Genomic DNA, 13318 nt, shown 5'->3' on the forward strand with positions numbered 1-13318 from the left:
GAGAGAAAGGCAAGACCATGATTGAGACACCGAGCCGCATCCTTGTCGTTGATGACGAGCCTTCAATTACCGAATTCGTAAGTTACGCGTTGAAGAAGGAGGGCTACGAAGCCGACGTCGTCGACAACGGCGAGGACGCCTTCGCGCTCGCCAGCGCAAACAACTACGACCTGTTCATTCTGGACATCATGCTGCCGGGTATGGACGGCTACGAGCTGTGCCGCCGCCTGCGCTCGAAGACCACCGCGCCCGTGCTGTTCCTTTCGGCCCGCGACACCGAGCTCGACAAGGTGGTGGGCCTGGAAATCGGCGGCGACGATTACCTCGCGAAGCCCTTTGGCGTGCGCGAGCTCATCGCCCGCGTCCGCGCGCTGCTGCGCCGCGGCCAGGGCGGCGAGTTCCCCGGCGCCTCCAACTCCATCACCGCCTCCGGCATCACGCTGGACGAAGACGCCCACACCGCCGCCGGCGACCACGGCGAGATCGATTTGACGCCCCGCGAGTTCGAGCTTCTGGCCAGCCTCATGAAGAGCGCCGGCAAGGTCGTCTCCCGCGAGGATTTGCTCCGCGACGCCTGGGGCTGGGAGTACCTCACCGAGACCAAGACGGTGGACACCCACATCAAGCGCCTGCGCGACAAGATCCACGCCGCCGGCTACGACCCGGCCCTTGTGGAAACCGTCCGCGGCTACGGCTATCGCTTCAAGGCGTAAGCAGCCGGCAGCGCTCCCCGTATCGATTCGCTCGCATGAGAAGCTCTCCTATCGGAGGGCTTCTCTTTTTGGCTACCCATACCGCTCTCCCCTGTGGCTTTAAAATCGTTTTTGTCAAATATCGCCGAAATGGACTTTAGGATAAACGTTCATCGTTATATTGAAGACAAATACGGGCGATATGGACAGCGAAACTTGTCCATATCGCCCGTATTTGTCCTGAAAGTGCCGCGCCGACCATCTGCTCAGCCGCAGACGCTTGGCCTTTTCCCCTTCGCCTCAAGCATCCAGCCATCCGCTCGGCCAGTGGCAAGCACCTGGCTACCTCACTGCTTCAGAGACGGCGCGAGCACAGATGACGGCAGCTACGATTTTGCAGAAATCGAGAACCACGAAAGGAGCCACTGCGGCAAGAAACGCTGTGGCGAAATCCACATGGCCCACAACCATGAACTGGACGCAGCCGCAGAGGTCGGCAATGACCGTGAAAATGACGCCCGCGACAATTTCCAACCCGAAGCTACGGAAGAAGCCGGCTGCACGCTGGACCTTCGACAAAGCAGTCTTCTCGGCGCGCGTCCGCCCCACCGCTTTCCTACTGCTCGCAATGCCCAGCCCATCGCGCACGAGGCACAAGAACAGCGATGCCACGGGAACGCCGATGAGATACCCCCACAAAAAGCCGCCCGTAGGTCCGGCCAGAACGCCGATACCGCCGCGCATGCCCGAAAACACCGGCACGCCCACAGCGCCCAACAGCAGGTACCCCGCGATGGCGACCATGGCATCTTTGGGCTTCAGCACCACAATGGCGAAGGTGATAGCGAACATCTGCAGGGTGAAGGGAATGGGGCCCAAAGGCACCACCACCCAAGCCGACACGGCCATGATGGCGATGGCAAGGCCCACAAAGGCCACCGAGCGAGCGCGCTGCGATGTCGCGCTGCGAGTTTTCACTGATTCCATAGAGGGCTCCTTTCTCGAGAAGCCCATGGTAGCCGCGAGGCTGAACCCCGCAGGAGGCGCACTGCGCAGCTAACGGCCGGAGGAACGCGGATGCGAGCGTTTTGTGCATATGCATAACACTCTAAGCAAAGGCGCACAAATCCAGCGCGATGGCCGACGATGGCGATGCGCCGCACGCCGCCTTGCCGCCCATCCGGCGACGCCGCGCTACTTTTTGTCGTATAGCGCCGCGAGCTTGCGCAGGCGCACCATCTCCCAGGCCACGAAGATAGCTGTCGTGAAGATGGACAAGAAGTCTGCCACCGGAGCCGCGAAATACAGAGCGTCAAGTCCCGTGAACTGCGAGAACATGTCCGGAAGGATCACGGGCATGAGATACAGAAGCGGCACGAGGAACAGAATTTGGCGCGTCAGCGTGAGAAACACCGATTTGGCCGGCTGGCCCGTGGCCTGGAAGTAGTTCGAGCTGACAATCTGGAAGCCCACGAAGGGAAGCATCAGGAACTGCACGCGAATGGCAAAGGCCGTGAAATCCACCAGACCATCATGGGAGATACCGAAGGCATGGGCGATGGGCACGGCGAAGATCTCCACGATAGCGAACATGAGCACCGAAATGGAAGACGCGGCACCGATGCCGTACCATAGCGTCTTGCGCACGCGGTCGACGTTGTGGGCGCCGTAGTTGAATCCCAGCAGCGGCTGCAAGGCGATGGCAATGCCAATGAGCGGCATAACGGAGAACTGGCCGATGCGCTGCACCACGCCGATGGCAGCCAGAGCGTCGTCGGCGCCGATGGGCGTGAGCGCGCCGTACTTCACCAGCTGAAAGTTGATGACGAAGTTCACGATGGCCATGCCCGCCTGCACGCAAAAGCTCGGCAGGCCGAAGGCCAGAATGGTGCGATCCATGGCAAGGTTGAAGCGCATAGCCGAGAAGCGCAGGCGCATAGGGACGTCTTTGCGCAGGCAGAAGTACTGTAGCACCGCCGCACACGAGCAGGCCCAACCGAGCACGGTGGCAAGGGCGCTGCCCAAAACGCCCCAGCCGAAAACGAGCACGAACAGCGCGTTGAAGGCCACCGAGCCCACCAGGCCGATGACCATGGTGCCCAGGGCGCGATTGGGGGCGCCGCAGGTGCGGATGAAGTTGTTCACACCAAGGCCGATGCACTGCAGGATGAACCCGGCGCAGAGAATCTGGATGAACACCTGGGCGTAGGGACGCACCTCGGGCGTGGCGCTGGCCATGTCGAGCACCGCCGCCACCAGCGTCGGGTTCCACCCGATAATGAGCACGATGACCGATGCGATAAGGCTGAGCGAGACCACGTTGCCCAGGGCACGCTCGGCGTCTTCCCGCTTTCCCTCGCCCAACCGCAAGGCCGCCAAGGCATTGCCACCGTTGCCGATGAGCATGGAGATGGCCATGAACACGATCATGATAGGGTTGGCCACCGTCATGGCCGAAAGGCCGATCTCGCCTACCGCGTGCCCCAGAAACACCGAATCGATGATGGCGTAGGAGCCGTTGATGAGCATGCCCACCACCGACGGAATGGCAAACTCCGTGATGAGTCGGGGAATGGAGGCGGTGCCCATGCGCAGCACCTTGTCGTCGCCAGCAGATGTGGGCTTCAGCTTCTCGCCGCGCAAATCCAGCGGCTGGGGGCTTTCGGGCTTCTCGGGAAGATTCTTCTCGTATTCGGTCATGCTATCGCGCCTTTCTTCATAATCGGCGCTATTGTAGACCTCTACGGCATCACCATAACGTGGGCCTCGCCTGAAGCCACGGGGACGGTACCATCGGCGGTGCGGACGAGGAGGCGACCGCGCTCATCGACGCCGGTCACCGTGCCCTCTACCGTGGTCGCGCCGACGGCATCCTCGACGCGCACTAGGCGGCCGGGCAGGAAGGAGGCGGCCTCGAAGCTGCCGAGGGAGGGCGTGAAGCCCAGCTCGCGCCAGCGGCCGTAGCTCACGAGCATGCGGGCGATGACCTCGCGCTGAATATCGGTGATGACCCCCTCGCGGCGGGCGGCCTGCTCGCGCTCGGGCAGGGCGGCCGCGGCCTCGGCCACGGTCATGGGCGTCCCGGGCTGCGATTCGGGAGCCAGCATGAGCTCGGCCATGTACGCGGGCACGTTGCGCCCCTGGACCGGCACATCAACATCGGGGCGAAACACGTTGATGCCGATGCCCACGCACACACCGCCCCCGCAGGCCTCCAGCGAGATGCCGCAGAGCTTGCGGTACTCGTCGGCGCGCTCGCAATCGGCGGGCAGATACACCACATCGTTGGGCCACTTCACCTGGATGCCGTCCTCGAACGGGGGTGCGGCCAGGGCGGCTAAGGCCCGCTGGACCGAAAGGCCCACGACCAGGCTGAGCGTCGCCAGACCACTGCCGGCCACATCGGGACGCAGCAGCACCGACATGTACAGACCGCCCGCGGGGCTATCCCACTCACGCCCCTGACGGCCGTAGCCGCTGTTCTGGCGCCGAGCGCGCACGATCAGGCCCTCGGCCTTGCCTTCGCGCAGGGCGTTCTTCACGACCTCGTTGGTGGATGCCACCTCATCGAGCACGGTCAATTTCATGGCTAGATCCTCCTTGCCTTGCCAACGCGGTCGTCTTCGGGGATGCGCCCCACCGGCGTGCCGTCGGCCAACTCCCAGCCAGGGAGAATCTCGAGCAGCGGCTTCACGACGAAATCGCGCTCGGTCACCAGCGGGTGCGGCAGCGTGAGTTCGTCGTCGGAAGCGACGTACATCTGATAGTCAAGAATATCGATATCGAGGGTGCGCGGGCCGTTCTCGACGGTGCGCACGCGGCCCAGGGAGTTCTCGATGCCGTGCAGGTAGCCGAGCAGCTCTTTGGGCGGCAGCCCCGTGCGCAGCAGCACCACCGCGTTCACAAAGGCATCCTGGTCCTCATAGTAGGCCGGCTCGCTTTCGTAGAACGACGACATGTCCATAATCTGGGTATCGGGAAGGCTGCACAACTGACCCACGGCAAGGTTCAGCTGGGCAATCTTCGCCTCGGTCTCTTCGCCGGGTTCGGCCACAAGAGCCACATTCGACCCCAGGCCCAAAAGCACGGCGGGACGCAGGTCCTTCAGCGCGGCCACGGTCAGCTCCACGTTGTGGGTGCGCACCACCGATGCGCCCAGCTCGCAGGCGAGCAGCGCTTCGGCCGCGGAGGCCACATCGCGCTCGCGGGGCTCTTCCACATGGTAGGCATAGCCCACGTAGCTCTTGCGGGAGGCAGCTACCATAACCGGATAGCCCAGATGCACGATTTCGTGCAGATTGCGCATGAGCTCGATGGTCTGCTTGGGGGTCTTGCCGAAACCGGGACCCGGGTCGACGCAGATGCGCGAGCGATCTATGCCGGCCGCCTCGAGGGACGCCGCCGCGTCGCGCAGATAGTCGCGCACCTCGGTCACCACATCATCGTAGACGGGATTGTCCTGCATCGTGGCCGGCTCGCCGGCCATGTGCATGACCACGCATCCGCAGCCCGTACGGCGCACAGCCTCAACCATAGCCGGGTCGCGGAAGCCGGACACGTCGTTGATGATGGAGGCGCCGGCATGCAGGGCGCGGACAGCCACCTCGGCGTGTCGCGTGTCCACCGACACGCAGACGTCGGCCTCGACAAGGGCCGCCACCACGCCGCCAATGCGATCCCACTCGTCTTCGGGGCGTACCGGCTCGGCACCGGGACGGGTGGATTCTCCGCCCACGTCGATGATGGAGGCGCCGGCGCGCACCAGAGCCATGGCGTGGTCAAAGGCCGCTTTGTGGTCGAGGTACGCTCCCCCGTCGGAAAACGAATCCGGGGTCACGTTCAGCACGCCCATGATGATGGGCGTGGCCGTGTCGAAATCGTATTGTCCGCAATGCCAAATCATGAAAAGCTCGCGCCTCGTCTCGCTTGATGCTTCCTCCCGTAAAGACTTAAGCGCTAAGTGTAACGGCAGGAATGGCCCGTGTACAATGATTTTAGGTGAATGCACCGCATAATCTCTTAGAGTGCGGTTCAACCGACCGCTCATGGCAGCAAAAAGGGCACCCGCAGGTGCCCTTGTTTTTGATGACTGTCGCGGCCCTTACTTCTTATTAGGGTCGGGAGCGTCGGCAGAAGCGTCCATGTCGTCCTCGCGGTCGAGCTCGGCGTTCACCTCGGCCTGAGTGGGCATGTCCGCACGGTCGGCGTGCTCGGCGGGCTGGCGGTAGGGAGCGTTCGGATCCTGGTCGCCCGGCTCCACCGGGGCCTCGCGCCAATTCGGGTCGGCCAGCGTCTCGCCACCGTCGGTGCCGCCCTGCGCGCCGCCCTCGCCCTTGGCGGCGAGCAGCTCGGCGTCCTTCGCGCGGGCCGCGGCCTCCTCGGCCTCCTTGGCGGCGATGATGTCGTCCTCGCGGGCCAGGTACTCGTCCCATTTGTTGTCGAGCAGCGCCTCGCAGGCCTCGCCTTCCACCGTCTCGCGCTCCAGCAACACGCTGGCCATGAGGTTCATCTGGTCGGCGTGCTCCGAGAGAATCTTGTGGGCCCGGTCATGGGCCTCCTTCATGATTTTCGCCACCTCTTCGTCGATGCGACGCGCCGTTTCCTCGGAATAGTCCTGGGTGTTGCCGTAGTCGCGGCCCAGAAACACCTCGTGGTTAGGCTGGCCGAACACCTGGGTGCCAAGCGGGCTCATACCGTACTGGGTCACGATGGCGCGGGCCATCTTGGACGCGCGCTCAAGGTCGTTGGAGGCGCCCGTCGTCACATCGTCGCAGAAGATTTCCTCGGCCACACGGCCCCCCATGAAGACCGCAAGCTCGTCTTTCATCTCCGAAAGCGAGTTCAGTACCTTGTCCTCGTCGGGGATGGAAAGCGTGTAGCCCAAGGCGCGACCGCGGGAGATGATAGAAATCTTGTGCACCGGGTCGGCATGGTCGAGCAGATGGCCCACGAGGGCATGGCCGCTCTCGTGGTAGGCGATGATGTGCTTGGTTTTCTCGTTCATCACGCGGCCCTTGCGCTCCGGACCGGCAATGACGCGCTCCATAGATTCACTTACCTCGCGCATGGTGATGATCTTCTTGCCGCGGCGGGCGGTGAGCAGGGCCGACTCGTTCATGAGGTTGGCCAAATCGGCACCGGTGAAGCCCGGGGTGATCTTCGCGATCCTGGAGAGGTCGACATCCGATCCGATGGGCTTGTCCTTGGAGTGCACGGTGAGGATCTTCTCACGGCCCTTCACGTCGGGGGTGTCCACCACGATCTGGCGGTCGAAGCGGCCGGGGCGCAGAAGCGCCGGGTCCAGCACGTCGGCGCGGTTCGTGGCCGCGATGAGCACCACCGAGTCGTTGGACTCGAAGCCGTCCATCTCCACGAGCAGCTGGTTCAAGGTCTGCTCGCGCTCGTCGTGACCGCCGCCCAGGCCCGTGCCGCGCTGGCGGCCCACCGCGTCGATCTCGTCGATGAAGATGATGGCAGGGGCAGCGTCTTTGGCCTGCTGGAACAAATCGCGCACACGGCTTGCGCCCACGCCCACGAACATCTCCACGAAGTCCGAGCCGGAAATGCTGAAGAAGGGCACGCCCGCCTCGCCGGCCACGGCTCGGGCCAAAAGCGTCTTGCCGGTGCCCGGAGGGCCCACGAGCAAGCAACCGCGCGGAATCTTCGCGCCCATGGACTGGTACTTCGCGGGGTTCGCCAGGAAGTCCTTGATTTCCTGCATCTCCTCCACGGCCTCATCCACGCCGGCCACGTCGGAGAACTTCACGTCGGGGCGCTCCTCGGCGGCCTTCTTCGTCTTGGCCTTGCCGAAGTTCATCTGGGAGTTGTTGGCCTGCTGCATCTTGAAGAAGAAGAAGAACAGAAGGCCGCCGATGATGAGGATGGGCAGAAGCGTGGCGATGATTTCGAGGAAGGGGCTCGGCAGCGTGACCTGGTAGGACACATCGGGGTGCGCCGCCAGAAGCTCGCCGAGCGAGTCGCTTCCCACATAGGTGGAGGTGTAGTTGTGCTCCTTGCCGAGGGTGGCCGGATCCAGAGTAGTAGTGGCGACGCCCGAAAGCGCCTTGCCGTCCTCGCCGCGCTCGGTAGCCATGAGCGCGTTCAGCGAGTCGAAGGCCCCGTTGAAAGCGTCGGCCGCATCGGCGCCGGCCGTGGCCGCCGGGAAGTAGCTGCCCGACACCATATAATCGCCAGCGGAATAGGTGACCGACTTCACGCGGCCCTGCTCCACCGCCTGGGTGAACTCGGAGGTGATGAGCTGGTCGGTGACCGTGCCGCCCATGGCGCCGGTGCGCAAAAACTGGCTGCCCACGAAAAACGCCACAGCCAAAAGGATAATCACCATGGCCATGGTGGTGCGCTGGGTGGTATTGGGCGGGGTCGGTTTCTTGGAGTTATTGTCTGCCATGTCTGTCTGCCTTTACTGGTAAATCTCTGGCTTGAGAACGCCAATGTAGGGGAGGTTGCGGTAGTGCTCGGCATAATCGAGCCCGTAGCCGACGATGAACTCGTCGGGGCATTCGAAACCCACGTAGCGGCAATCGATGTCCGCCTGAACGGCGGTGTTCTTGCGCAGAAGCGCGGCCACTGTAATTGACGCGGGCTTGCGCGAGAGCAGGTTCTCCATGAGGTAACGCAGCGTGAGCCCCGAGTCGATGATGTCTTCGGCGATGATGACGTGGCGCCCCTGGATGTCGGTAGACAAATCCTTCAGAATGCGCACCACGCCCGAGCTCTTCGTCTCGTTGCCATAGGAGGACACGGCCATGAAATCCACCTCGAGCGGCAGGTCGATCTGCCGGATGAGATCACAGGCGAACACCGCGCCGCCGCGCAAGATGGAGACAACGACGATGCCCGTCTCGCCTGCCGCCTCGGCGTAGTCCGCCGTGATGTTCGCGCCTATCTCACGGACGCGATTAGCCAGGTCCTGCTCGGAAAAGAGTATCTCTGATACGTCTTTGTGCACGTAAACCACTTTCTCCTTGCCCGCAGCCGCCCGAACGCACAGGTGCTGCGGAGCGCTTTAATCGCAGTCCAGTTTACCAAAGACCTTTTGACGAACGACCGCGAGACAGCAACGCCACAAATTATGTGCGCCAATTGTCATCAAGTCGGTTATTTCGAACGAAATGAATTTGATCACTCACTCCAACAGGTCCTCCACCGAGCAGAAGAGCGCCCGCGCTAAAGCGACGACGGTCTCGGCGGCGGCCTTGTTCAAATCTTTACGTCGCTGCTCGTACTGCTGGATGCTGCGCACGGGCACACCTGACTCAATTGCAAGTTGGGCCTGGCTCAGTCGGGCTGCCATACGGCGCATGCGAAGCGGCGTACGGAAAAAACGCGCCCGCCGCTCATTCAGAGCAGCATCAAACTGACGGATATCCATCTCATGAAACGCATCGTACATCTCCCGCACCTCGTTAATGGGTGCCATACGATTTATCGTTTCGAAGCTCATTGACGTTTTCCATTGATAGCGCGCCAAAGCCCATCCACACCAGTATTCAGGACTTCTGTCGTACCGGTACCTCACGGCATTTCTCGAAACCTCGCCCGGCCTGACTTCGTCGAGAACTCGAAACGCCAGTTCGGCACCTGAACAGCCGGTGATAAGACCATAGTCTCCCGCCCCAAACCGTCCGGCAAGTCCCGATACGAGAAAGAGCCCATAGAACTCGCTTAACTCGTAATTCAAGCCATCGACGGCAACATCGAGCATACGGCCGAGATTCGCCCTCGCGGGCTGCAAGTACACCTCATCGTAGGCGCTCATCTTCGGCCCCCATCCCTTCATCCAAGATTGTCGCAATGAAGAGCTCCCCTGGCTTTCGCCGATTACGCTCAACGTCGAGATACTCCCTGCGCGCCGTTCGATCGCGGCTCATCTTTCGCTCGTACCACTCCTCGCGCGACGCCTCTTCGTAGCCTACGAATCGAATCCGATCGAAGCTACGCTCGCTTTTCAAGACAAACTGCTGGCCGAGTTTACCCAGACGCATTGCGCGCCCAAGCTGCTGATAGGAAATAGCGCCCGAAATAAAATCTTGAGCAAAAGAGAAATAGCTATCATCCGCTCGATAGCCCACTATGGCGTCATAGGGAGCCAAATCTATAGCGAAACGGTTGAGGAGATATTCCTTTGCCTCAAAAGCCAAGGGTCCCGTCGCATCGAACTCACGATAGCGCAGAAGCAGTGCGAGCCAATGGAGCAAGCAAAATTCCTCTTGATTCAAATCGAGAATCGCCAGCCCCTCGCATTCGAGCTCATAACAGTTAGCAAAACCGCCGCGATCCACCGCAACGGCCCACTCCTTCGCCATGTCAATCGACTCGGTGCAATAGAAGCCAAGCCCATAATCGTTGTAGGGCTTCCCTATTCCGAAAAGGGGCCGCTCAATAATGTCCCTCGAACCATGGAAAAGCTGCTTGACCATTCTACGCCTCCTATACTCCTTTGGGAGTATAGCAAAGTCAGTGGCCCTCCTCAAACGAGCGCACCTATCGTATCTCAAGCTTGCGTAAGGTCCGGGAATTCCTTCAGGAGGCGCTCGGCGGGCAGCCCGATGATGGTGTCGAGGGAACCGTCGTAATGATCGACGAGCGCTGCGCCCTCACCTTGGATGGCATAGGCGCCGGCCTTGTCGAAAGACTCGCCTTTGCGCAGATAGTCGGTGATTTCCTCGTCGGTAAGATCGCGGAAGGTCACGCGGCTTATATCGGCGAAGGTGCGGAAGCCCAACGACACATCCTCGGCGTTGGGGGCAGCCACCATCCAAACGGAGACGGCGGTGATGACCTCGTGGGTGCGGCCGGACAGCTGGCGCAGCATGTGCTTGCCGTCCGAAGCGCTGCGGGGCTTGCCGAAGATCTTACCATCGAGCACCACCATGGTGTCAGCGCCGATGACGATGAGCATGCCCGTGTAGCTTTCGGAAAGTACTTCCTGGATGACCGCGCCGGCCTTGCGCTCGGCGAGCTTTTTGGCCGCCTCCTCGGGATTGGCGGCCAAGTCGGGCTCCAGTGACTCGTCCACCGGCGTCACGGGCGTGCGCACGGTAAATTTCACGCCAGCCTCTTCCAACAGCTGGCGGCGACGCGGGCTGTTAGAGGCGAGAATCACCTCGAAGGCGGGCGCAACTGGCGTTTCCGCCTTCTCGCTCACGGCTTGTTGCAGCTCGTCGGCAGCCACCTTCGCGGCCACATCGTTGGCGAATTCGTCAGTTCTCTCAGTCATGCTTCTTCCTTCTTGCTCGGAAATAGGCCATGGGCTCCACCAGGACGCCCTGCTTATTGGCGCTTACAGCCAAATCATATTGGATATTAGCGACGTATCCGCCGTTCGGCGCACCGCCCGCAAAGCCAGCGAGCACCTTTTCCACGCTGGCGGATTCCACCCGCGCATCGGGACCGAGCATAGCCTCCAGAAGACCCAGCACGGCACGGCGCTGCAAAGGGCGCTCCGCCTTGCCGAAGGCGGGCAGCAACCGAAAGCCCTCGGTACGATCGATGCCGAAGGTGTCGTCATCGGCCACCCACACCACCGCTTCTTCGGCCAGCTTCTCGGCCATGGCCTGCAGCATGTCGTCCTCGTCGGCGATAAGGTTCATCGAGCGCACGAGCACGTCCGGCAAGGCGCTGTTCCACTCCTTGGCCACGGGCACCATCTTGTGGCGCACATAGGCGCGGAAGCGGTCGGTATGGGCGTTGGTAGCGTCTTCGCGCCAAAGCGCGCCGCCCTCGTCACAGACCACCATCTCCCCTGCCGCCTCGCGTGCAGCAAGGTAGTCGCGCAGCTCGTCGCGCGTGGCATCCAGCAGGGGGCGCACCACGGGCCCGTTGCGGTAGAGCATGCTGCGAAAGCCCCCCGGACCGGTGCCCACGATGGAGCGCATGTAGAAGTTCTCGATGCGGTCGTCAGCGGTATGCGCCGTGAAGATGCGCGCCTCGGAGAGCGGGCGGCCCTCGTGCTGGCACATCGAGCGCAAAGCCTCGTTGGCGGCCAGGTAGCGCTCGCGCCGGGCCACGGCTTCCACGTTCTCGCGGCTGCGCTCGGCCTCGGCGGCGATGTCGATGGAGCAGATGAACAGCGGGATATCCAGCGCCTCGGCGAGTCGCTGCACAAAGCGCTCGTCGGCGTCGGCATCTTCTCCGCGCAGCTTATGGTTCACATGCAGCATGGCCACCGGGCCCACGGCCCCTTTTTCGCGCAGGGCGGCGCCCACATACGCGAGCGCCGTAGAGTCGGAGCCGCCCGACACCATGAGCAGCACCGCAGCATCGTTTGAGGCCAAGTGGCGGTCGGCAATAGTAGCCTTCGCCTTCTCAAGCACGTCAGTCATTTCTCTTCTCCAGCATCACGATGGATTCTACGTGGTCGGTATGGGGGAACATGTCCACCGGGCGAATGGCGCGCACCTCGTAGCCCTCATCAACCAGCTGCCGCACGTCACGGGCCTGGGTCGCGGGGTTGCACGAGATGTAGACGATGCGCTCGGGGGCCAAAGACGCCGCGGCGGCAAGAAACTCGGGCGTAGAGCCCGCACGGGGCGGGTCCATGAGTAGTACAAGGGACTTTGGGCGCTCGCTTGAAGCCGCCAGCTCCTTCATGAAGACAGTGGCGTCTTGGGCCACGAACTCGGCATTTTCCACGCCGTTGTGACGGGCATTGTTGGCAGCGTCGCGGATGGACGAGGCCACGGAATCGACGCCGATGACGCGTGTGGCGCCGCGCCTGGCAGCCACCAGGCCAATGGTGCCCGTTCCGCAGTAGGCGTCAATGACCGTCTCGGCACCGGTGAGGTTCGCCAGCCGGATGGCCTCGTTGTAGAGCACCTCGGTCTGCGTGGCGTTCACCTGGTAGAACGACTGAGACGAGATGCGGAAGGACAGCCCGCACAGCGTGTCCAGAATGAACCCGGGACCGAACAGCGTGCGCTCCTTATCGCCTAAGATGACGTTGGTTTGGCGCGTGTTCACGTTCTGCACGATGGTGGTGACCTCGGGCACGCGGCGCTTGAGTTCGCGGCAGAAGGCCTTGGACGCGGGAAACTCGTCGCCATTGGTCACCACGGTGACGAGCACTTCCCCGCTCTCATGTCCTACACGCACCACCGCATGACGCACGAATCCCGTGCCGGCATCCTCGTCATAAGGCGCCATGGACCAGCGGGCCATAATGTCGCGGATGGCAAGCGTCACGTTCTTGGCCGTCTCGTTCTCGATGGCGCACGCATCGGTGGGCACGAGGCGGTGGCTGCCCGGCGCGTACATGCCCGTGAGGATGTCGGTTCGGGCGAGCTTGGCGTCTCTCCCTTTGCGCCTCTTGCCCTTGGCGGGCGCATAGGGAGAGACGACCTTGTTGCGGTAATGGAAGGGATGTTCCATACCGAGAATCGGCAGCAGCGCGTCAGCGGGAGCAACGCCTTCGAAAAGGGCGGCAACTTCGCGCTGTTTGGCGGCGAGCTGCTCGGCATAGGGGATGTTCAGCTGGCTGCATCCCCCGCAGCGGCCGAACACCGGGCACGAGGCGCAAGGCTTAGCGGCATGGTTACTGGTGCGTTTCGGATTGTTGTCATGAATTCTGCTCATGGTCTCATTTTGACATAATGGCGGCATCGGAA

At 62.4% G+C, this 13318-nt stretch carries 12 protein-coding genes; 1 reads left to right on the top strand and 11 read right to left on the bottom strand.

The features are described from left to right. The first annotated feature begins 17 nt into the window (after positions 1-17). Positions 18-713: a response regulator transcription factor gene (locus tag VJ923_RS01190; RefSeq protein ID WP_326437677.1), complete on the top strand. Its 696-nt coding sequence runs from the start codon at positions 18-20 to the stop codon at positions 711-713. A gap of 321 nt (positions 714-1034) precedes the next feature. Here the strand turns inward: VJ923_RS01190 and VJ923_RS01195 are convergent, their stop codons facing one another. The 11 genes from VJ923_RS01195 to rlmD form a co-directional block, all read right to left on the bottom strand. Beyond that, a complete protein-coding gene (locus VJ923_RS01195) occupies positions 1035-1679 on the bottom strand; it encodes a biotin transporter BioY (RefSeq protein ID WP_326437679.1) in 645 nt (214 codons plus the stop codon). A gap of 207 nt (positions 1680-1886) precedes the next feature. Then, positions 1887-3392, bottom strand: coding sequence for an MATE family efflux transporter (locus tag VJ923_RS01200; protein ID WP_326437681.1), 1506 nt, complete (start codon positions 3390-3392; stop codon positions 1887-1889). A gap of 41 nt (positions 3393-3433) precedes the next feature. After that, positions 3434-4279: a biotin--[acetyl-CoA-carboxylase] ligase gene (locus tag VJ923_RS01205; protein ID WP_326437683.1), complete on the bottom strand. Its 846-nt coding sequence runs from the start codon at positions 4277-4279 to the stop codon at positions 3434-3436. Between the two features lie 2 nt (positions 4280-4281). After that, positions 4282-5595: a dihydropteroate synthase gene (gene folP / locus VJ923_RS01210; protein ID WP_326437685.1), complete on the bottom strand. Its 1314-nt coding sequence runs from the start codon at positions 5593-5595 to the stop codon at positions 4282-4284. Between the two features lie 198 nt (positions 5596-5793). Then, positions 5794-8100 carry an ATP-dependent zinc metalloprotease FtsH gene (ftsH, locus tag VJ923_RS01215; RefSeq protein WP_326437687.1) on the bottom strand — a complete coding sequence of 769 codons (2307 nt, stop codon included), beginning with the start codon at positions 8098-8100 and terminating at the stop codon, positions 5794-5796. Positions 8101-8112: 12 nt separating this feature from the next. Further along, a complete protein-coding gene (gene hpt / locus VJ923_RS01220) occupies positions 8113-8661 on the bottom strand; it encodes a hypoxanthine phosphoribosyltransferase (RefSeq protein ID WP_326437689.1) in 549 nt (182 codons plus the stop codon). Positions 8662-8838: 177 nt separating this feature from the next. Next, positions 8839-9471, bottom strand: coding sequence for a helix-turn-helix domain-containing protein (locus VJ923_RS01225; RefSeq protein WP_326437691.1), 633 nt, complete (start codon positions 9469-9471; stop codon positions 8839-8841). After that, positions 9455-10132 carry a DUF3990 domain-containing protein gene (locus VJ923_RS01230; protein WP_326437693.1) on the bottom strand — a complete coding sequence of 226 codons (678 nt, stop codon included), beginning with the start codon at positions 10130-10132 and terminating at the stop codon, positions 9455-9457. The genes VJ923_RS01225 and VJ923_RS01230 overlap by 17 nt, the downstream gene beginning before the upstream one ends. A 74-nt stretch (positions 10133-10206) precedes the next feature. Then, entirely contained in the window at positions 10207-10932 is a 726-nt protein-coding gene (locus tag VJ923_RS01235) for a Maf family protein (RefSeq protein WP_326437696.1), read from the bottom strand. Further along, on the bottom strand, positions 10925-12037 hold the full coding sequence (tilS, locus tag VJ923_RS01240) for a tRNA lysidine(34) synthetase TilS (protein WP_326437698.1): 1113 nt from the start codon (positions 12035-12037) through the stop codon (positions 10925-10927). The genes VJ923_RS01235 and tilS overlap by 8 nt, the downstream gene beginning before the upstream one ends. Beyond that, positions 12030-13286: a 23S rRNA (uracil(1939)-C(5))-methyltransferase RlmD gene (rlmD, locus tag VJ923_RS01245; RefSeq protein WP_326437700.1), complete on the bottom strand. Its 1257-nt coding sequence runs from the start codon at positions 13284-13286 to the stop codon at positions 12030-12032. The genes tilS and rlmD overlap by 8 nt, the downstream gene beginning before the upstream one ends. Positions 13287-13318: the final 32 nt, after the last annotated feature.

The sequence above is a fragment of the Adlercreutzia shanghongiae genome, from assembly GCF_035830635.1.
In the GTDB taxonomy this organism is placed as follows: Bacteria; Actinomycetota; Coriobacteriia; order Coriobacteriales; family Eggerthellaceae; genus Adlercreutzia; species Adlercreutzia shanghongiae.

Excerpts from the sequence above, each read along its gene's own strand:
- VJ923_RS01190 (WP_326437677.1), top strand. The coding sequence starts at position 18 with ATGATTGAGACACCGAGCCGCATCCTTGTCGTTGATGACGAGCCTTCA.
- VJ923_RS01195 (WP_326437679.1), bottom strand. The coding sequence starts at position 1,679 with ATGGAATCAGTGAAAACTCGCAGCGCGACATCGCAGCGCGCTCGCTCG.
- VJ923_RS01200 (WP_326437681.1), bottom strand. The coding sequence starts at position 3,392 with ATGACCGAATACGAGAAGAATCTTCCCGAGAAGCCCGAAAGCCCCCAG.
- VJ923_RS01205 (WP_326437683.1), bottom strand. The coding sequence starts at position 4,279 with ATGAAATTGACCGTGCTCGATGAGGTGGCATCCACCAACGAGGTCGTG.
- folP (WP_326437685.1), bottom strand. The coding sequence starts at position 5,595 with ATGATTTGGCATTGCGGACAATACGATTTCGACACGGCCACGCCCATC.
- ftsH (WP_326437687.1), bottom strand. The coding sequence starts at position 8,100 with ATGGCAGACAATAACTCCAAGAAACCGACCCCGCCCAATACCACCCAG.
- VJ923_RS01225 (WP_326437691.1), bottom strand. The coding sequence starts at position 9,471 with ATGAGCGCCTACGATGAGGTGTACTTGCAGCCCGCGAGGGCGAATCTC.
- VJ923_RS01230 (WP_326437693.1), bottom strand. The coding sequence starts at position 10,132 with ATGGTCAAGCAGCTTTTCCATGGTTCGAGGGACATTATTGAGCGGCCC.
- VJ923_RS01235 (WP_326437696.1), bottom strand. The coding sequence starts at position 10,932 with ATGACTGAGAGAACTGACGAATTCGCCAACGATGTGGCCGCGAAGGTG.
- tilS (WP_326437698.1), bottom strand. The coding sequence starts at position 12,037 with ATGACTGACGTGCTTGAGAAGGCGAAGGCTACTATTGCCGACCGCCAC.
- rlmD (WP_326437700.1), bottom strand. The coding sequence starts at position 13,286 with ATGAGCAGAATTCATGACAACAATCCGAAACGCACCAGTAACCATGCC.